Source organism: Lentibacillus kimchii (assembly GCF_042666895.1).
In the GTDB taxonomy this organism is placed as follows: Bacteria; Bacillota; Bacilli; order Bacillales; family Amphibacillaceae; genus Lentibacillus; species Lentibacillus kimchii.
Genome location: NZ_JBHTGR010000002.1, coordinates 115,210 through 133,374 on the forward strand (window position 1 = coordinate 115,210; position 18,165 = coordinate 133,374).

The following is an 18,165-nucleotide window of genomic DNA, read 5'->3' on the forward strand; positions in this document are numbered from 1 at the left end:
TATCCCTTCCTTAAACAATCATAATCCGTATAAACGATTTTCTTACAATAATTGTAATATATATTGTATGAAAATGGAATACTCTGCAGACGGAAAATGTCGAGAAACGTCAAATGGCGTTTAATAGTGAAATCTGCTCATCTAATTAAAACGATTTTAGTTTTGATGTTTAAACCTTACTATAATCGGTAATAGTACTCATGGATCAAGGGAAAAGCGCAGAATAGCTCAATAGAATCACGGCAATCAATCTGCTTCACACCATTTTTCTCGAAAAAATTAGGTGTTTCTCTTGAAAGTCAAAGAAGGTCAAGTTATAATAAGAATCGTAAGGTCAAAGATAGTCAAAGTCAAAGTTAAATTTAAGAATAGATTATGATTAATTAGGGAGGAATCACACATGCAATGTCAAAATTGTGGTGTTCGTCCAGCAACAATCAATGTACAAATGCAAGTCAACAATGAACGTATGAATGTGCAGCTATGCAATCAATGTTTCCGGGATGTACAAAAAAGTATGATGAGTGACGATTTTGCTCAAGGCCAGCAAGGGGACTTTGCTAATAATTTCTTCCAGGGCAATGGCGAGCAAGGCCAGAGCTTCACTGGAACAAAAACGCAGCAGGGATCCGGCCAGGGCAATGGCTTACTCGATGAACTTGGTAAAAACATTACCGATCAGGCACGTGCCGGCAAACTTGATCCGGTAATCGGACGTGATAATGAAGTGAAACGCGTTGTTGAAACCCTTAATCGCCGGAACAAAAACAATCCGATTCTGATTGGCGAAGCTGGTGTTGGCAAGACAGCGATTGCTGAAGGACTGGCCCGGCAGATTACGGAAGGTAAAGTACCTGCTAAACTGATGGATAAAGAGATTTATCTATTAGATGTGGCCTCTCTTGTTGCTAATACAAGTATGCGCGGTCAATTTGAAGAACGGATGAAACAGCTTGTTCAGGAATTAGAACAGCGTCCTGAAGTTATCATGTTTGTTGACGAAATTCATCAGCTGGTTGGTGCCGGATCTGCTGAAGGTTCCCAAATGGATGCTGGCAACATTCTGAAACCAGCCCTTGCAAACGGTGAACTGCAACTAATCGGTACGACAACGCTGAAAGAATATCGGCAGATTGAAAAAGATGCAGCACTTGAACGCCGCTTTCAGCCCGTTATGGTGAAAGAGCCTTCGGAGGAAGATGCGGTGCAGATTCTTGAGGGTCTGAAGGACCGCTATGAGAAATTTCACGAAGTCCGGTATCCTGATGAAGCCGTCCGTGCGTTCGTTACATTGTCAAAACGCTATATTCAGGATCGCTTCCTGCCGGACAAAGCGATTGACTTAATGGATGAGGTCGGCTCACGCTTGAATCTTGATAACGCGGAGAAAGACTCCGATTCCATTAAAAGCCGCTTAGATGAAGTAACAAGCGAAAAAGAGGCAGCCGCTGAAAAAGAAGACTATGAAACAGCGGCTCAGCTGCGCTATCAGGAAACACAGCTGGAAAAACAGCTGGAAAAAGCCAAAAATGAAGATCAGGTTGTCGATGTTGCCGTTTCAGATATTGAACTGATTGTAGAAGAAAAAACAGGTATTCCAGTTACTAAACTGCAGGCAGAGGAACAGCAAAAGATGCGCAATCTGGCTGAACAGCTTAACAGTAAGGTGATCGGTCAGGACGAAGCTGTACAAAAAGTTGCCAAAGCTGTCCGCCGCAGCCGTGCAGGTCTGAAATCCAAATATCGTCCGATTGGATCGTTCCTGTTTGTCGGTCCGACTGGTGTCGGTAAAACGGAACTGACCAAAGCTCTGGCAGAAGAACTGTTTGGCACCCGTGATAGTCTGATCCGGCTTGATATGAGTGAGTATATGGAAAAACATGCCGTATCGAAAATCATCGGGTCACCACCAGGATATGTCGGCCATGACGAAGCCGGCCAGCTGACAGAGAAAGTCCGTCACAATCCATACAGCATTCTTTTGCTCGACGAGATCGAAAAAGCACATCCCGATGTGCAGAACATGTTCCTGCAAATTATGGAGGACGGACAGCTGACCGATTCACAAGGCCGCACTGTCAGCTTTAAAGAAACAGTTATCATCATGACAAGTAATGCTGGAACGGGTGAAAAACAAATCAATGTTGGTTTCAACAATGACGAACATGATTCTGTCTCAACACTTGAGAACCTGAGTGCCTATTTCAAACCTGAGTTCCTGAACCGTTTCGACAGTATTGTCCAATTCAATGAACTTCATGAAGACAGCTTGCTGCAAATTGTTGATTTGATGCTTGGTGATCTGGAAGAAACCATCGAAGAAAACAACATCTCGATCTCAGTGACACATGCTGCAAAAGAAAAACTTGTCCAGCTTGGCTATGACAAACGCTTAGGCGCACGTCCACTGCGCCGTGTCATCCAGGACGAAGTTGAAGATCAGCTGACTGATATTCTTCTGGAAGATGAGTCGATCGAAGCTGTGAATGTGCACATTAATGACGGTCAGATTGTTGTTGAACAAAGTAAGTAATGCAGATTGCTAAAAGGCCGCTGACATAGTTCAGCGGTCTTTTTTTATGTCCAAACTCCCTGCTGGTGCTGTCTGGCTTGTATACAGCACCCCCTATAATCACATAATAATCGCGATACACTCACACGTGAAGAGGATGGTTGTATGCAGCGCTGCATAGGTTTATTAATACTGATAGTCTTAGTTTCTGCTTCCATAAATGTTCCCAGCGCTGACGCCGAAGAGGCAAACGAAATGGATGTTCATTTCATCGATGTTGGTCAGGGGGACAGCATGCTGATCCAAACGCCAGAGGGAAAAAATATTTTAATCGATGCAGGCCCTCCGAAATCAGGCAAAAACGTAACCGCCTTTCTAAAAAAGCATCAGGTCAGTCAATTGGATCTGGTGATTGCGACACATCCGGATATCGATCATATCGGAGGAATGGCAGCTGTTATAAAAACATTTGAAATAAAAAAGATTATGGATATAGGAAAAATTCATTCGACAAAAACCTATGCCAAATATGCCAGTCAGATTTTAAAACAGCAAATACCGCTCACTATAGCGGAAAAAAATGAGCTGATAAAACTGGATCCATATCTGAAAATACGGGTGCTGAATGCCTATGAAGGACCCCAGAGGAATAATGCAGCTTCTATTGTCCTGAAGCTTTCATTTAAAGATACGGATTTTCTGCTGATGGGGGATGTTGGCAAGGATCAGGAAAAACGCCTGATGAACAACTATAATCTTGATTCAGACATTATCAAAGTGGCCCACCATGGTTCCCGTACGAGTACATCACGGAAATTTTTACAGGAAGTCAGTCCCGATATGGCCATTCTGACATATGGTGAGGAGAATAAATATGGTCATCCGGTCGACCGCGTGATGACGAATTTACAGGATGTTGATACAGCCATGTATCCGACAGCTATGTTTGGGAATATCACGATCAGGACAAATGGTGAAAGCGTGATGATTTTTCAGGAAAAAATGCCGACAGACTATTTAAAAGCTAACTGATTTTTTGCTATTTTATATTAATGTGATATCATATTAATATAAATATGAAACAGATGAAGGGTGTGTCTATGTGATTCGTGAAAAAGAAGCCTGGATGATGAATGGTTATGTCGGAATGCTGGCCATCGTGGTTTTACTCGCTGTTATGGTGATGAGTGCCCTGGATGCGCATTGGATAATCGGGGCGATTGCACTTATCATTGCAATTGTTCTGGGAAGCGGTATTACGATTGTTCAGCCAAATCAGGCGGCAGTTGTGATTTTTTTGGGACAGTATATGGGGAGCATTCGCCACGAAGGTATGGTCATCACAATCCCGTTTTCAACCCGGCACATGATATCACTGCGGGTGCGGAATTTTAACAGCAGTCTGCTGAAAGTCAATGATGTTAATGGCAATCCGATTGACATTGCGGCCGTCATTGTTTTTCGCGTAGTTGATGCAGCAAAGGCTGTTTTTGAGGTTGACCGGTATGAGAAATATGTGGCCATTCAGAGTGAAACAGCGATCCGTGCTGTCGCTACACAATACCCTTATGATACATTTACGGATGACGATATGACATTGCGAGGCAATGCTGAGGAAGTATCAGCTCAACTGGCGAAGGATTTGCAGGAGCGTTTAACGCTGGCTGGTGTCGAAGTCATGGAAACGCGGCTGACACATTTAGCTTATTCCACGGAAGTAGCACAGGCTATGCTCCAGAAACAGCAGGCAAGTGCGATTATAGCTGCTCGCCAGCAAATTGTTGAAGGAGCCGTCTGGATGGTGGAAGATGCGATCGCCCGTCTGGAAAAAGAGGGAGTCGTTGAGCTGGATGAGGAGCGCCGTGCCGCTATGGTCAATAATCTGCTCGTTTCGATTGTCTCGGAAAATGGATCGCAGCCCGTCGTCAATACAGGAACACTTTACCAGTAAGAGAGGGTTAGCATGGCGCAAAAAAAGCATTTTCCATTACGGATCGATCCCGAATTATATAAGGCTCTGCAGTTTTGGGCTAAGGATGAATTTCGCAGTGTTAACAGTCATGTTGAATTTTTACTTCGGGAGTCGGCTAAACAAGCGGGCCGATTCCCGCCATCAGGTGAAAAACGGAATAATGACTAATTTCCCGCTAATCAAAATGGCGGGTTTTTTAATGTTGATTGACGCAGGCCTTCGGATTCGCTTAAGCTACGATCCTTCCGTTGCCTGCAGAGCCTCCTGCAAATACGGATAGATGAACGTATACTGAGCTGCCCGCGCCTTGTGAGGCAGAACATACTGCCCTTTGGCTACAAGCAGGCTCATCTCACCAATCACGAACCTGACAATCGGAGCTGGAACCGGCAGCCACTGCGGCCGGTGCAAGACCTTTGCGAGCACCTTGGTGAAGTCTTTGTTCCGCTTCGGATGTGGGGCCGTGATATTGACCGGGCCGCTCATCTCCTCATGGAAAAGACAGAATGCCAGAAGGCCGATAACATCATCGATATGCACCCACGACAGCCACTGCTCGCCGCTTCCAATTCGTCCCCCGGCAAATAGCTTCATCGGCAGTTTCATCAACGGCAATGCCCCGCTCTCAGCTAAAATAACACCGAAACGTGCATAGACTGTACGGATGCCCAGTGCCTCAGCCTGCTTAGCGGTTTGTTCCCACGCTGCTGTAACATTGGCAAGAAAATCAGCGCCGGATTCTGTCGTCTTTTCTGTAAAAATAAAGTCCTCAGATGTTCCATAAAAACCAACCGCCGAGCCGCTGATGAACACGTTTGGTTTAGGATCCATCTGCTCCATCATCCGAATAACCTGCTGTGTGACATCAATCCGGCTATGGCGGATACCTCTCTTCTTCCTGTCCGTCCAATAACCGAACAGTGAATCGCCCGCCAGATTAACCACCGCTTCAATGACCGGCAGCTGCCTAACAGAGTGGTCATAACCGATGTAAGTTACAGCAGCGGTATTTGTGTTGTCTTCAGGTGCGCGTGTCATGATGTAGATATGGTGATTCTGAGCGGTCAATGCTTCTGTAAGATGCCGGCCGACCAGACCGGTTCCACCCGTAATCATAATATTCATTGGCTGCACTCCTATCGTTTTTAGTTTATGCTGCACATGTTATCGTTAGTCCAAAATGCTAAAAAGACAGCCCATATTCATGCTATAATAGCATCTGGGGGAAGGAGGCGTTACAGTGACAGCAATCTCCCGGATTACCACACAGAAAAAAGATCGCGGACGCTATAATATTTTTCTGGATGACGGTCAGGGTGAATCATATGGATTCAGTGTTGATGAGGCTGTCCTGGTTGCGTATCGTCTGCACAAACAAATGGAATTGGATGACGCAACGATTCAAGCACTTATTCGGCAGGACACATTCCATAAGCACTATACCCTTGCAATCAATTTTTTAAGCTACCGAATGCGGACAAAACAAGAAATTCGGACCTATCTGGATCAAAAAGATGTGGACGAGGAGCAGCTTGACCAGATTATGGACAAGCTTATCACGGAGGGGCTGGTCGATGACAGACAGTTTGCTGAGTCATTTGTTCGCACGCGGCAGAATACAACGAACAAAGGGCCGAAGCTGGTCGAACAGGAACTGCGGCAAAAAGGCGTCGATGCAGCACTTGCCTCTGAAGCTGTGTCAGCATATACGTTCGCCGGCCAATACGACACGGCCCTTAAATTAGCGTTAAAAAAACGCAGCGCCAGCCACGCAAAATCATTTCAGCAAAAAATACAGCAGATCCAGGGAACGCTCATGCAGAAGGGCTTCACCAGCGATGTTATTCAGGCGATCACAAATGAACTTCAAAATGAGCGTGATGATGACGCTGAGTGGGAAGCCCTGATAAAACAAGGCGAGAAACTGCACCGGAAACACCAGCAGAAATACAGTGGTGCCGAACTTGAGCAAAAAGTGAAAGAAGCCCTGTATCGCAAAGGCTTCACACTTGATCTGATTCAGCAGTTTTTGGATGATAGCCGTGCGGAATAAGGTCTGATGGTTTTGATTGGCCTGACGTGCTGCTGGCATGTAAACTGATGAAGAAGGGAGTCTTAAACGATGACTATGCGCTATAGTGATTATACAGTCGAGCAATTGCGGGAGGAAGTTGGCAAGCTTAAGGAAAAGGCACAAACAGCAGAGCAGTTTGGCAACATCAGTGAAGTGGCTATTAACGAGCGGAAAATGCAGCTGGCAATAGCTTATATGCTGAACCCGGATGATTTTCACCCGGAAGACGTGCATGAACTGAAAGGCGATCCAGGCTATAAATTTAAAATTAATTACATTAATGGTGTGTTCGCCTGGGGGCACCGTGTTAATTTATTAAATGAAGTACAGGAGAAGGAAGAGGCTCTGCCCATTTCGCTGCTTGGTGAAAAAGTTGACATATCGCAAGGATGAATGTTCAAAAAAAGACTGGGACAAAAGTGCGAACAGTTAAAAGAACGCTTGCGCGGCTTGTCCCAGCCTTTTTTTGATGGCTTATAGATTTGTGCTTATTTCCGCCATTTTCATATGGGGGAGTTACGGAATTCCAGTTTATTCTGCAGTTTTTGCTCAGAATAAATCCAGCCCGTGTAAGAATTTAAAATCTGCTTGTTCTCGTCAATCAAAGCAACAGCGACAAAAGGATAACGATCGTTGGAGCGGTACCGTAAGTCAATCAGCCGTATCTCCGTGACGTCGTCATAATCGTTTTGTTCCCAGCGATAAACCGGTGAAAAAGACAGAAAAGCATCGATGTTTTTATCCTGCCGGGCGATACGGAAGAGCTCGTTATCCGGCAGAGGAACTTTTCTGAATTGATCGATGATGTCGATATGCCCGTCTTTTACCTTGCCGACATAAAAGTAATCGTTCGTTGTAATAGCAACACGCCAGCGATTTTGTTTTATGGTCGGGGACGTAACAATTTGCCTGGTCTCCGGGTAATGGTCTTTAATTTTACGAATGATTTCCCGTTTATCAATATAGCGTTTGATATAATAAAGGGCAATCACAGCGTAAAGAATCAAAAAGGTATAACCGGGGTTTGCACCAATCAGCCAGGCTACAATCCCGCCAGCAAGGAGCAGGAAAATATACGGATCGAACGTGTTAATAACGCCATGCGCTACCCATTTGTGAGAAAAGGGTCTGAGAGCTTGTGTTCCGTAAGCATTCGGAATATCAACCAGCACGTGAATCACCACTGCCAGGGCTGTCCACAGCCATAAATGGCCAAAACTGACACTCGGCAGAATCGCATAGATAATGCCTGCCAGCAGAATTCCCCACAGCAGAACGGCTGGCATGGAATGGGTAATGCCACGGTGGTGGCGAATATAAACAGCATTGTTGCGCAATTTTAAAACGGTATCAAAATCAGGAGCATGTGACCCTATGACGGTCCCAGCAAAGACAGCGCCGAATAATTCAGGATCATTCTGTACGGCGGGGTCCAATGTTGCCAGTCCGCCGAGTGCAACTCCCATAACGATGTGAGTGCCTGTGTCCATAGACCTGGTTCCTCCTACATAAGGGTCAGAGTATAAAATATACCTTGGATCATCACCATTGTAACAAAAGGATGTCAGCAAATGAATAATCAAATCTTACAGAATTTTGACGTTAATGGATTTCAGAAAGATCTGATTGATTGGTATCAGACAAATAAACGCGACCTGCCTTGGCGTCAGACCCAGGATCCGTATAAAATATGGGTATCCGAAATCATGCTGCAGCAAACGCAGGTTGATACAGTCATACCTTATTTTGAACACTTTATCGCAAAATATCCGACTGTCTATGACTTAGCGCACGCTGATCAGCAGGATGTTTTAAAAATGTGGGAAGGGCTTGGTTATTATTCCCGCGCACGCAATTTGCAAAGTGCCGTTCGCGAAGTGGTCAACTCGTATGATGGCAACGTGCCGGATGATCCGAAAGCTCTTGGTTCTCTTAAGGGGGTTGGTCCCTATACGAAGGGGGCCATTCTGTCAATTGCCTATGACCAGCCGCAGCCCGCAGTTGATGGAAATGTTATGCGTGTTTTGGCCCGTGTCCTGAATGCCGATGATGATATCGCGCAGCCAAACGTTAAAAAACAGTTTGAACACATCGTTCGGGCCATGATAGCCAGTGATGACCCATCATCATTCAACCAGGGCATCATGGAGCTTGGCGCGCTTATTTGCACACCGAAAGAACCGATGTGTCTATTCTGTCCGGTTCAGGCATATTGCCGCGGTTTTCAGGCGGGAAATGAGCAGCAGCTACCTGTTAAATCAAAAGCCAAAAAGCAGAAAGAGGTTCATTACACGGTTCTGCTCATCCGCAATGCAGACGGTAAGTATCTAATCGAAAAAAGACCTGATAACGGGCTGTTGGCCAATATGTGGCAGTTCCCTATGGTGCCTGTCGATGAGATAGGAAAGGACCATATGGCTGCCTGGTTCGAGCTGGAATATGGCGTCCCTGTAACGCTCGGAGCCGTACAAGGGCAGCTTAAACACGTCTTTTCACATATTATCTGGCAGCTGGCGATTATAGCAGCCGAAACAACTGCGTCACAGTCCGCAGATGGGCGCCAGCGATTTGTAAGCCTTGAGGAATTGGATGATTATCCATTTCCAGTGTCCCATCAGAAGATGATGCCGTATATCACCTCGTGACAAGAGGCGTGCTTTTTTCGCTATGGCCCGTAAAAATTTAACATTAAATTTCAATGGATAAATGCTGGCAGAACGGAAAAAGTATGGACTGCGGAGGTGATTTAGGTGGCTAAAAATAAACAGCCCAACCAAACAAAAACTGGCACTAACGTAGAAGATGTTAAGAAACAAAACCAACAGGCAAAACAAGGCCAGTATGAGACAGAATATGCAGCTGAAACCGATGTACAATCTGTGAAGGAACGGAACAAAAAATCAGAGCAAAATAAAAAGTAATGCCATCAGTTCCAAATGAACCAGAAAAGAGCTTCCTTCCCCAGGGAGCTCTTTTCTGATGTTTCACTGGACGGCTATTATGGGAAGATATAAAGAAGTGACAAGTAAAGGAGAGGTAGCATGACTGTTCCAGGAGCGGGCTCAGAAATTTCGATACATAGTTATAAACATAATGGCCAGCTGCACAGGGTGTGGGAAAAGACGCTCGTACTGTCTGCGACCAGCACGGTTATTATTGGGGCCAATGATAAAACGCGTGTCAGGGAAAGTGATGGCAGCATATGGACAACTAGTGAGCCGGCAATCTGTTATTTCCATAAAAATTACTGGTTCAATATTATTGGCATGCTGCAAACAAACGGCATTCACTACTATTGTAATATCAGTTCACCGTTTCTGTTTGAAGATGGCGTTTTAACATACACCGACTACGACCTGGATGTGCAGGTTTATCCTGATATGACCTGGGAGTTGCTGGATGAGGACGAGTATGAAGCGCATAAACGTGAGATGAATTACTCTGATTCCCTTGATCGTGTTTTGCATCGTCATAAGGATTACTTGCTGACGTGGATCAAACAGCGTCAGGGTCCTTTTTCACATGAGTTCATTGAGCAGTGGTATCAGCACTATGCCGATACCTAGTTCAAATTATTGCTTACCACCGGGCATCGGTTTATACTTGGAAGCGTGTCTTACAAGCACCTTGTTACGTTTGTAGCAAGGCTTTTCTTTTTATTAAAGTGAGGGAATAGCAATTATGGGCAGGATTAAGCAATATTTACAGTTTGTAAAGCCTTATAAGTGGAAGATTATGATAACCGTCATTATCGGAATCGCCAAATTCGGTATTCCGCTTTTGACACCATTAATTGTGCGCTATGTTATCGACGATATTATTAATGCAGATGGTCTGGGAGAATCAGCGAAACTGGAACAATTATTCTGGCTGATGGGCGGTGCCTTTGTCATTTTCCTGATTTTGCGTCCACCGGTTGAATATTTCCGGCAATATCTGGCGCAGTGGGTAGGCAACTCTGTCCTGTATGATCTGAGAAATAAATTGTTCGACCATCTCCAAAAATTAAGCCTGGGTTTCTATTCTCAGACAAAAACCGGGGAAATTATTTCCCGGGTAATACATGATGTCGAACAAACCAAGAATTTTGTTGTGACTGGGCTCATGAATATTTGGCTGGACATGGTCACCATTCTGATCGCTATTGTTATTATGCTGAACATGGATGTCGAATTGACAATTGTCGCCGTTATTTTGTTCCCGATATTTGGCTTCTGTGTTCGCTACTTTTATGGACGTCTGCGACACTTGACGCGCGAACGCTCGCAGGCACTTGCGGAAGTGCAGGGACACTTGCATGAGCGTGTCCAGGGGATTTCAGTGACACGCAGTTTTGCTCTGGAAGATTATGAACAGAATCAGTTTGACAAGCGCAATGCCAACTTCCTGCAAAAGGCTCTGAACCACACCGACTGGAATGCCAAAACGTTTGCGGTGATGAATACGATTACGGATCTTGCTCCGCTTTTGGTTATCGCCTTTGCGGGCTATTCGGTGATTGCAGGTGATGTCACAATTGGAACTATGGCTGCCTTTACAGGTTTGATGGAACGGGTCTATGGTCCGTTGCGCAGGCTGATCAGTTCATCCACCGTTTTAACGCAATCAATTGCCTCGATCGACCGTGTTTTTGAATTAATGAACGAACCGTATGATATTGTTGATAAACCGGATGCTAAACAAATTGATTCAATTGATGGCCGCATTGATATTGAAAACGTGTCGTTCCGTTATGAAGATGAGGAAGGCGATGTCATGCGGAATGTTTCGCTCAATGTCGAAAGCGGTGAAACGATTGCGCTTGTAGGCATGAGCGGTGGCGGTAAATCAACACTTGTCAGCCTGATCCCGCGTTTCTATGATGTTACAAGCGGTTCGATAAAAGTCGACGGCACGGATATTCGTGATATAAAAGCCCGTTCATTGCGCGATAATATCGGTATGGTCTTACAGGATAATATCCTGTTCAGTGAAACAATTGCTATGAATATTCGCATGGGCAACCCCGATGCAACTGATGAAGAAGTCACAGCAGCTGCTAAAGCGGCCAATGCACATGAGTTTATTATGGGATTGGAAAATGGTTATGAAACAACTGTCGGTGAACGCGGTGTGAAACTGTCCGGTGGGCAGAAACAGCGTGTGGCCATCGCACGTGTTTTCTTGAAAAATCCGTCGATCCTCGTTTTTGATGAAGCGACATCAGCGCTTGATCTGGAAAGTGAGCATATTATACAGGAAGCTATGGAACGGCTTGCCTCAGACCGGACGACATTTATTGTAGCGCATCGCTTGTCGACGATCACCCACGCTAACCGGATTGTTCTGATCGAAGAGGGTGAAATTAAAGAAGTCGGCTCACATAATGAATTAATGGCCAAACAGGGTCACTATTACGATTTGTATCACGTGCAGAATCTCGATGATCATACGGATTCCGAATCCTGATAAAAAACACCTCCGCAACTCGTGCGGAGGTGTTTTTTATACACAGACAAAAGAAAAACCTTAGGCCATAGCTGCAAAGGCTTTGCCGGCAGCTTCAATTGTCGCATCAATATCAGCTTCTGTATGCTCTGTTGTTAAGAACCATGCTTCAAATTTGGACGGGGCTAAATTAATGCCCTGCTCAAGCATCAGCCAGAAGAACCGGGAAAAAGCGTCGCCGTCACTTGCATCAGCCTGATCGTAGTTCGTCACGTCATCAGTGCCGAAGAAAACGGTCAGAGCACCGCACATTCTGTTAATGGTGATGGGAATGCCTGCTTCAGATGCTTTTTGCTGCAGGCCGGATTCCAGGCGTGCGCCTAGGAAATCCAGCTTGTCATATATACCAGTTCCTTGCAGAATTTCCAGGCAGGCAATTCCAGCTGAAATTGATGCAGGGTTTCCGGACATCGTACCCGCTTGATAAGCAGGTCCGAGTGGTGCGACCTGTTCCATAATCGCCTGGCGGCCGCCATAAGCACCGATTGGCAATCCGCCGCCAATGATTTTACCCATGGCGGTCATATCAGGCTCAACGCCATAAATTTGCTGTGAGCTGCCATATGTGAAACGGAATGCGCTGATTACCTCATCAAAAATAAGCAGGGATCCGGCATTGTGCGTGGCATCTTTAACCCCTTGCAGAAATCCGTCGAAGGGCTTCACGATGCCAAAGTTTCCGACGATTGGCTCCACCAGGACAGCGGCAATCTGCTCGCCGAATTGATCCATTGCCTGCTGGAACGTTTCCAGATCATTATAAGGGACCGTGATGACATCGGCGGCGACTGTTTGCGGGATCCCGGCTGAGTCAGGCGTTCCCAGTGTTGCAGGTCCCGAACCAGCTTCAACCAGAACGGAATCGAAGTGACCGTGGTAGCTCCCGGAAAATTTAATAATTTTATCCCGGCCTGTATAAGCGCGTGCTACACGAACCGTTGTCATTACGGCTTCTGTACCGGAGTTAACAAAGCGCAGTCTTTCCAGTGACGGAATAGCTGCCTGAAGCATTGCCGCCAGTTTATTTTCCATTTTGGTTGGGGTGCCATACAGAACACCGTTATAAGCGGCAGTAGTGATTGCCTCAGCAATATGCGGGTGAGCATGACCGGTAATGATCGGTCCATATGCGCCCAGATAATCGATATACTGGTTGCCGTCAACATCCCAGAAATAAGCGCCTTTTCCTTGTTCCATATAAACAGGGGAGCCGCCCCCAACACCTTTATAGGCGCGGGATGGTGAGTTAATTCCCCCGACAATGCGTTCCTGGGCTTCTTTATGTAATGCTTGTGACGTTGAGAAATCCATTTGTATACCTCCTGTGGTTGTTAGCCATCCATGCGGCTATGACCTTTTCCAGTATAACGGATTAGAAAGCACTCGAAAATCAATGACTATTCAGCAGGTGGATAAGCATAGATTAAGATTAGAATGGGGGATAGTATGAATGCCATTGCATGGGCAGTTATCATTAGTATTACAGTGATCATGGTGATGAGCCTCGTCAGCTTTATTCGCGGAGGCAACATCCGGAAGCGCGGGAAAGACACACGGTTTTCTGCGGAGATTTTTTATACCCTTTTAGTCATTTATCTAATCGTGCTTCTCGGCTTTGGCCTGGTTTATTTTGTGTTGTCCATGAATCATGTGCTGCTGGTGGATAACGCTAAACTTCAGGATACAAGCATTACAGACTCTTTAATGCGTTCGTTTTATTTCAGCGGCGTCACCCTCATGACGATTGGTTATGGTGATATTACACCGATTGGCTTTGGGCGGTTTATTGCCGTTATTCAAGCATTGATTGGTTATATTCTGCCGGCCGCCTTTGTCCTGAATCTTGTCCAGACCAATCAGAACAATGGAGAAAGCAAGTAAACTGTGCTATAGTGGCACTAGAAAATAGTGTGGTCCATTGATTTTTTATGGACATGCCAATTTTAGTTACGGAGGGATTTTAATGCGTGCAGAAGCAGGCAAACAAGCACCAGATTTCACGTTGAAGAATCAGAACGGTGAGCAGGTGAGTCTGTCCGACTATAGAGGCCAGTACGTCGTTCTTTATTTCTATCCTAAAGATATGACACCAGGCTGTACAAATGAAGCGTGTGATTTCCGTGATAATAAGGCGAAATTCAGCGATCTTGACGCGGTTATTCTGGGTGTGAGTCCTGACCCAGTGGACAGTCATAAAGAATTCATGAATAAACATGATCTGCCTTTTATGCTGCTGGCTGATGAGGATCACAAAGCAGCTGAAGATTATGGCGTCTGGAATAATGGCATCGAACGTTCAACATTTATCATCGATAAAGAAGGCAATTTGCAAAAGGAATTCCGCAACGTGAATGTGGATGGTCACGTTGAGGAAGCTCTTGATTATTTGCAAAATGCCAGTTAAGATTTAACGACAGTCCATCTGCGGGTGGGCTGTTTTTGTATTTGACGTGCTGCAGGAGCTGATAAATAAAAAAATGGACAGCTTCATTAAACGTTTTATTGAAATCGTTAACAATTCAATAAAAGGAGAGACGGGCATGAACATTCTTTTTTCCGCCAATATATCCGAAAAACATCAGTTAAAATTGCGTGAACACTTTCCAGACATGACATTTACATTTTGCCGCCAGATGGATGAAGCGAGACAACACATAGATCAAGCGACAATTCTCGTGACATATGGGAATGATCTTACTGCCGATTTGGTCAGCCAGGCAGCTTCTCTGAAGTGGATTATGGTATTGTCCGCAGGGATGGAAGAAATGCCTTTTGCGGCGATTCGTGAGCAGGGGATCCTTGTCACCAATGTGCGGGGCATTCATAAATATCCAATGGCCGAATATGCTCTATCGATGCTGCTGCAGGTATATCGTCAGGAGAAGCAGCTTATGAAAAATGAAGAAGAGAAGGTATGGGATCCGTCGTTAAAAATGCACGAATTGAATGGAGATACGCTTCTCATTGCCGGGACGGGTGCCATTGGACAGGAAGTGGCCCGGCTGGCTAAAGCTTTTCGGATGACGGTGTACGGTGTTTCACGGAGCGGCCGGAAGCTGGATAACTTTGACAGTTGCCTCACCTGGGATGAGCTAAACCGCGTGCTGCCTGAGGCGGATGCGGTCGTTTCGGTGCTTCCGAGCACACCGGAGACTCAGGATTTTTTTGTTGAAGAGCACTTTCAGCAATTACCTGATCATGCTGTGTTTTTAAATATGGGGCGCGGTGATGTCGTTCAGGACAGCACCATATTACAGGCAGTGCATAATGAAACGATTGCGCATGCGGTGCTTGATGTCTTTAATGAAGAACCGCTTCCGGCGGATCATCCGTTTTGGGATGAGCCTAATATCACAATAACGCCGCATATATCCGGTGTTTCGGGCAATTATTTGTCGCGAGGTCTCGCTATTTTTGAACAAAATCTCACCATTTATTTAGATGGCGGGTCTCGTTTTGAGAACCAGATTGATTTGAGCAGGGGGTATTGAGTATGCGCATTTATACACGCAAGGGAGATAAAGGTGAAACGTCGCTGATCTCTGGTAAACGGGTGCCGAAAACCGACTTACGGGTGGAGGCGTACGGGACGTGTGATGAACTTAATTCCGTTATTGGACTTGCACTAAGCTATCTTGATGGTCAGGACTGGCCGGAGAAAGCTGTGTTTTTGGAACAGATGCACCGTGTGCAGACCATTTTATTTCATGTTGGGGCAGAACTTGCTACGCCAGGTGATAAGGAAGTTGCCTGGGAATTGCGACAAGGTCATATTGATGAGCTTGAAACGCAGATGGATGCGTGGGATCAGGATTTGGAAATGCTTCATAATTTCATCCTGCCATCAGGCCTGGCAGCATCCAGTGCATTGCATATGGCGCGGACGGTGGCACGACGCGCGGAACGGACAGTTGCAGGGCTCAATGAGTATGAAGCTGTTAATCCGCTTGTTACGTCCTATTTGAACCGGCTGTCAGATTTCTTATTTGTGGCTGCCCGGTATGTTAATAAGCAGCTTGGCGGGGAAGAACGTCCGCTCAAAGCTGACATTTAACTTTTTTGCAATTTGATTAATAATTTAGTCCAGCCGGCAATATACGTGTATTGACAGAGGCCAGCATCAGCAATTACACTTAATTGTAGGAATTATAATATGATAACTTGACTAAAATTAATCAAGTATTGAAAGTGGGGTGCATGACGGTGTCAGAAAATCAGGAATTGCAGAAGGCTATTGATACACTAAAGGATTCCGGCGTACGTATAACACCACAACGTCATGCGGTTCTTGAATATCTGGTTGACTCTGAGATCCACCCGACAGCCGACGATATTTATAAAGCACTTGAAGGAAAATTTCCTAATATGAGTGTTGCAACAGTTTATAATAATTTACGTGTTTTACGCCAAATCGTCCTTGTTCGGGAGTTGACCTATGGTGACTCATCAAGCCGCTTTGATTATAAATCAAGTGAACATTACCACATTATCTGTGAAGAATGCGGTAAGATTGAAGATTTTCACTATCCAGTACTGGATGAAGTTGAATCATTGGCTGAGCAGGTGACAGGGTTTAAAGTCAGCCATCATCGGATGGAAATTTACGGCATGTGTCAGGCATGCCAGGAAGCAGCAGTACAGAAGCAGTAGAACAACGGCTGTTTTGATGGTTTATTGACGCTGGCGATCAGGCATAGCAGTCTGATGATTCGTCGAAACGTCTGCAGCATCAATAAGCATAAGCGATGCCGGCTGTGAATATAGCAGCCGGCATCGCTTATTTATTCATTTTTTATGTCGTTTTTTACTTGAGCACGGTAACGTTTCTTGTTATAACGCTCATCAAATTCAAGGCCTTCAAGATCTTTGTCCAGCGTCAGCGGCTGTTTACAATGCATGCAGCCATCAACTTTTCCGAGCATTTTTGTCGGTTTTTCGCAGTTTGGGCATACAATTGGAACAGCTCTTGTCGACAGCAAGCCAATCCAAAGGTAAACGGCGCAGCTTAAAAGGATTGATATCATTCCGAGTATGAATAATGTCAGCATCAGCCAATCAATATTTCTGGCAAATAAACCACCGTACATAATAACAAACCCAACGAAAATTAGGCTCAGCGCGAATGTGCGGATCTTATTTATTTTACTGCTATAGACCAGCTTATCGGCCATGGTATGGTAGCCCTCCTTGTCTTTTCTGTATCCAGTATAGCATATTTTACAGGATTTTCAGTTTAGGGAAAAGGATTTCATACATTAGTCATAAGTGAAGCATATAGGATGCTGTTATCAATCAAAAGCATATTGTGAAATATAGACCGGTGGGGAAAAGGCAGTGTTTATGGGAGAGACAGCTGGAAGACCGGTGAGTTATCATTATTTAAAATGGTATCACTGGCAGGGCTGTATGCGGTATATTTAAATGAAACAAGTGGTCCGTCGGTTTTCAGGCCTGGTTGCTGTGCAAGGATTCGAGGGATACTTAGAAGGACAAATATAATTTTATTAATCACTTGTTGACTCTCAATTTTATGCGTGATACATTAGCAAACGTCGCAAAGCTATTTCTGAAATTGATTATTCAGCCGCGACAAAAAATTAAAATTGTCTCTTGATTAAATAAGGCAATCATGTTAAATTATACATTGTCGCTTTCAGGAAAGAAAAAGCACAAGAAATAATTAAAATCATCTATTGACGTTAGAGTTAAAGGATGTTATATTAATTAAGTCGCTTTTGAGAGGCGGCATCCGATTTGCTCCTTGAAAACTGAACAAAACAACCAGCCTGAAACAGATGTCAGGTAAGAGGCTCCCGGTCATATGTCTTCATATGATTGGATGAAGCTTTTTGAGACATTATGAACGCTGAGATAAAACGATTGATCGGTGTCAGTCGTTTGCATCTCTCTTATTTATTGGAGAGTTTGATCTTGGCTCAGGACGAACGCTGGCGGCGTGCCTAATACATGCAAGTCGAGCGCGGGAAGCAAGCAGATCCCCTTCGGGGGTGATGCTTGTGGAACGAGCGGCGGACGGGTGAGTATCACGTGGGCAACCTGCCTGTAAGACCGGGATAACTCGTGGAAACGCGAGCTAAAACCGGATAACACCTCTCACCG

General features: G+C 45.1%; 19 protein-coding genes and 1 rRNA gene. 16 read left to right on the plus strand and 4 right to left on the minus strand.

Features of this window, described 5'->3' with window-relative positions:
* Positions 1-400: 400 nt before the first annotated feature.
* From ACFQU8_RS01935 to ACFQU8_RS01950, 4 genes are all read left to right on the plus strand, one after another.
* Positions 401-2,533, plus strand: coding sequence for an ATP-dependent Clp protease ATP-binding subunit (locus tag ACFQU8_RS01935; protein ID WP_382357475.1), 2,133 nt, complete (start codon positions 401-403; stop codon positions 2,531-2,533).
* 144 nt (positions 2,534-2,677) lie between these two features.
* The gene (locus ACFQU8_RS01940) at positions 2,678-3,544 is read left to right on the plus strand and encodes a ComEC/Rec2 family competence protein (protein ID WP_382357476.1); all 867 of its coding nucleotides are present in this window, start codon (positions 2,678-2,680) and stop codon (positions 3,542-3,544) included.
* A gap of 70 nt (positions 3,545-3,614) precedes the next feature.
* Positions 3,615-4,463, plus strand: coding sequence for an SPFH domain-containing protein (locus tag ACFQU8_RS01945; RefSeq protein WP_382357477.1), 849 nt, complete (start codon positions 3,615-3,617; stop codon positions 4,461-4,463).
* Positions 4,464-4,475: 12 nt separating this feature from the next.
* Positions 4,476-4,652 (plus strand): Arc family DNA-binding protein, encoded by a 177-nt coding sequence (locus ACFQU8_RS01950; protein ID WP_382357478.1) that lies wholly within the window; start codon positions 4,476-4,478, stop codon positions 4,650-4,652.
* A gap of 66 nt (positions 4,653-4,718) precedes the next feature.
* On the opposite strand, the gene ACFQU8_RS01955 is transcribed toward ACFQU8_RS01950, so the two are convergent.
* Entirely contained in the window at positions 4,719-5,609 is an 891-nt protein-coding gene (locus ACFQU8_RS01955; RefSeq protein ID WP_382357479.1) for a TIGR01777 family oxidoreductase, read from the minus strand.
* Between the two features lie 115 nt (positions 5,610-5,724).
* Between ACFQU8_RS01955 and recX the strand changes: the two genes are divergently transcribed.
* Together recX and ACFQU8_RS01965 are read left to right on the plus strand one after the other, a co-directional pair.
* Entirely contained in the window at positions 5,725-6,537 is an 813-nt protein-coding gene (gene recX / locus ACFQU8_RS01960; RefSeq protein WP_382357480.1) for a recombination regulator RecX, read from the plus strand.
* A gap of 69 nt (positions 6,538-6,606) precedes the next feature.
* Positions 6,607-6,951 (plus strand): YfhH family protein, encoded by a 345-nt coding sequence (locus ACFQU8_RS01965; RefSeq protein WP_382357481.1) that lies wholly within the window; start codon positions 6,607-6,609, stop codon positions 6,949-6,951.
* Positions 6,952-7,061: 110 nt separating this feature from the next.
* Here the strand turns inward: ACFQU8_RS01965 and ACFQU8_RS01970 are convergent, their stop codons facing one another.
* On the minus strand, positions 7,062-8,048 hold the full coding sequence (locus tag ACFQU8_RS01970; RefSeq protein ID WP_382357482.1) for a metal-dependent hydrolase: 987 nt from the start codon (positions 8,046-8,048) through the stop codon (positions 7,062-7,064).
* A gap of 81 nt (positions 8,049-8,129) precedes the next feature.
* On the opposite strand from ACFQU8_RS01970, the gene mutY reads away from it, so the two are divergent.
* The 4 genes from mutY (at position 8,130) to ACFQU8_RS01990 (ending at position 12,006) form a co-directional block, all read left to right on the plus strand.
* Positions 8,130-9,203 (plus strand): A/G-specific adenine glycosylase, encoded by a 1,074-nt coding sequence (mutY, locus tag ACFQU8_RS01975; RefSeq protein WP_382357483.1) that lies wholly within the window; start codon positions 8,130-8,132, stop codon positions 9,201-9,203.
* Between the two features lie 105 nt (positions 9,204-9,308).
* Complete coding sequence (locus tag ACFQU8_RS01980) at positions 9,309-9,479, plus strand: gamma-type small acid-soluble spore protein (RefSeq protein ID WP_382357484.1); 171 nt, start codon at positions 9,309-9,311, stop codon at positions 9,477-9,479.
* 120 nt (positions 9,480-9,599) lie between these two features.
* Positions 9,600-10,124, plus strand: coding sequence for a DUF402 domain-containing protein (locus tag ACFQU8_RS01985; RefSeq protein ID WP_382357485.1), 525 nt, complete (start codon positions 9,600-9,602; stop codon positions 10,122-10,124).
* 115 nt (positions 10,125-10,239) lie between these two features.
* Entirely contained in the window at positions 10,240-12,006 is a 1,767-nt protein-coding gene (locus tag ACFQU8_RS01990) for an ABC transporter ATP-binding protein (RefSeq protein WP_382357486.1), read from the plus strand.
* Positions 12,007-12,066: 60 nt separating this feature from the next.
* Here the strand turns inward: ACFQU8_RS01990 and ACFQU8_RS01995 are convergent, their stop codons facing one another.
* Positions 12,067-13,356, minus strand: coding sequence for a glutamate-1-semialdehyde 2,1-aminomutase (locus tag ACFQU8_RS01995; RefSeq protein WP_382357487.1), 1,290 nt, complete (start codon positions 13,354-13,356; stop codon positions 12,067-12,069).
* Positions 13,357-13,479: 123 nt separating this feature from the next.
* Between ACFQU8_RS01995 and ACFQU8_RS02000 the strand changes: the two genes are divergently transcribed.
* The 5 genes from ACFQU8_RS02000 (at position 13,480) to perR (ending at position 16,695) form a co-directional block, all read left to right on the plus strand.
* Positions 13,480-13,926, plus strand: a complete 447-nt coding sequence (locus ACFQU8_RS02000) for a potassium channel family protein (protein WP_382357488.1) — start codon at positions 13,480-13,482, stop codon at positions 13,924-13,926.
* 82 nt (positions 13,927-14,008) lie between these two features.
* On the plus strand, positions 14,009-14,449 hold the full coding sequence (gene bcp / locus ACFQU8_RS02005) for a thioredoxin-dependent thiol peroxidase (RefSeq protein WP_382357489.1): 441 nt from the start codon (positions 14,009-14,011) through the stop codon (positions 14,447-14,449).
* Positions 14,450-14,585: 136 nt separating this feature from the next.
* The gene (locus ACFQU8_RS02010) at positions 14,586-15,536 is read left to right on the plus strand and encodes a D-2-hydroxyacid dehydrogenase (protein WP_382357490.1); all 951 of its coding nucleotides are present in this window, start codon (positions 14,586-14,588) and stop codon (positions 15,534-15,536) included.
* 2 nt (positions 15,537-15,538) lie between these two features.
* On the plus strand, positions 15,539-16,099 hold the full coding sequence (locus ACFQU8_RS02015; protein ID WP_382357491.1) for a cob(I)yrinic acid a,c-diamide adenosyltransferase: 561 nt from the start codon (positions 15,539-15,541) through the stop codon (positions 16,097-16,099).
* Positions 16,100-16,242: 143 nt separating this feature from the next.
* Positions 16,243-16,695, plus strand: coding sequence for a peroxide-responsive transcriptional repressor PerR (perR, locus tag ACFQU8_RS02020; protein ID WP_382357501.1), 453 nt, complete (start codon positions 16,243-16,245; stop codon positions 16,693-16,695).
* Between the two features lie 131 nt (positions 16,696-16,826).
* Here perR and ACFQU8_RS02025 read toward each other — a convergent pair whose 3' ends face one another.
* On the minus strand, positions 16,827-17,216 hold the full coding sequence (locus tag ACFQU8_RS02025; protein WP_382357492.1) for a YgzB family protein: 390 nt from the start codon (positions 17,214-17,216) through the stop codon (positions 16,827-16,829).
* A 742-nt stretch (positions 17,217-17,958) separates the two neighbouring features.
* Here ACFQU8_RS02025 and ACFQU8_RS02030 point away from each other — a divergent pair.
* Positions 17,959-18,165 (plus strand): 16S ribosomal RNA (locus ACFQU8_RS02030); the annotation flags it as partial.

Excerpts from the sequence above, each read along its gene's own strand:
- ACFQU8_RS01935 (WP_382357475.1), top strand. The coding sequence starts at position 401 with ATGCAATGTCAAAATTGTGGTGTTCGTCCAGCAACAATCAATGTACAA.
- ACFQU8_RS01940 (WP_382357476.1), top strand. The coding sequence starts at position 2,678 with ATGCAGCGCTGCATAGGTTTATTAATACTGATAGTCTTAGTTTCTGCT.
- ACFQU8_RS01950 (WP_382357478.1), top strand. The coding sequence starts at position 4,476 with ATGGCGCAAAAAAAGCATTTTCCATTACGGATCGATCCCGAATTATAT.
- ACFQU8_RS01955 (WP_382357479.1), bottom strand. The coding sequence starts at position 5,609 with ATGAATATTATGATTACGGGTGGAACCGGTCTGGTCGGCCGGCATCTT.
- ACFQU8_RS01965 (WP_382357481.1), top strand. The coding sequence starts at position 6,607 with ATGACTATGCGCTATAGTGATTATACAGTCGAGCAATTGCGGGAGGAA.
- ACFQU8_RS01970 (WP_382357482.1), bottom strand. The coding sequence starts at position 8,048 with ATGGACACAGGCACTCACATCGTTATGGGAGTTGCACTCGGCGGACTG.
- mutY (WP_382357483.1), top strand. The coding sequence starts at position 8,130 with ATGAATAATCAAATCTTACAGAATTTTGACGTTAATGGATTTCAGAAA.
- ACFQU8_RS01985 (WP_382357485.1), top strand. The coding sequence starts at position 9,600 with ATGACTGTTCCAGGAGCGGGCTCAGAAATTTCGATACATAGTTATAAA.
- ACFQU8_RS01990 (WP_382357486.1), top strand. The coding sequence starts at position 10,240 with ATGGGCAGGATTAAGCAATATTTACAGTTTGTAAAGCCTTATAAGTGG.
- ACFQU8_RS01995 (WP_382357487.1), bottom strand. The coding sequence starts at position 13,356 with ATGGATTTCTCAACGTCACAAGCATTACATAAAGAAGCCCAGGAACGC.
- ACFQU8_RS02000 (WP_382357488.1), top strand. The coding sequence starts at position 13,480 with ATGGGGGATAGTATGAATGCCATTGCATGGGCAGTTATCATTAGTATT.
- bcp (WP_382357489.1), top strand. The coding sequence starts at position 14,009 with ATGCGTGCAGAAGCAGGCAAACAAGCACCAGATTTCACGTTGAAGAAT.
- ACFQU8_RS02010 (WP_382357490.1), top strand. The coding sequence starts at position 14,586 with ATGAACATTCTTTTTTCCGCCAATATATCCGAAAAACATCAGTTAAAA.
- ACFQU8_RS02015 (WP_382357491.1), top strand. The coding sequence starts at position 15,539 with ATGCGCATTTATACACGCAAGGGAGATAAAGGTGAAACGTCGCTGATC.
- perR (WP_382357501.1), top strand. The coding sequence starts at position 16,243 with ATGACGGTGTCAGAAAATCAGGAATTGCAGAAGGCTATTGATACACTA.
- ACFQU8_RS02025 (WP_382357492.1), bottom strand. The coding sequence starts at position 17,216 with ATGGCCGATAAGCTGGTCTATAGCAGTAAAATAAATAAGATCCGCACA.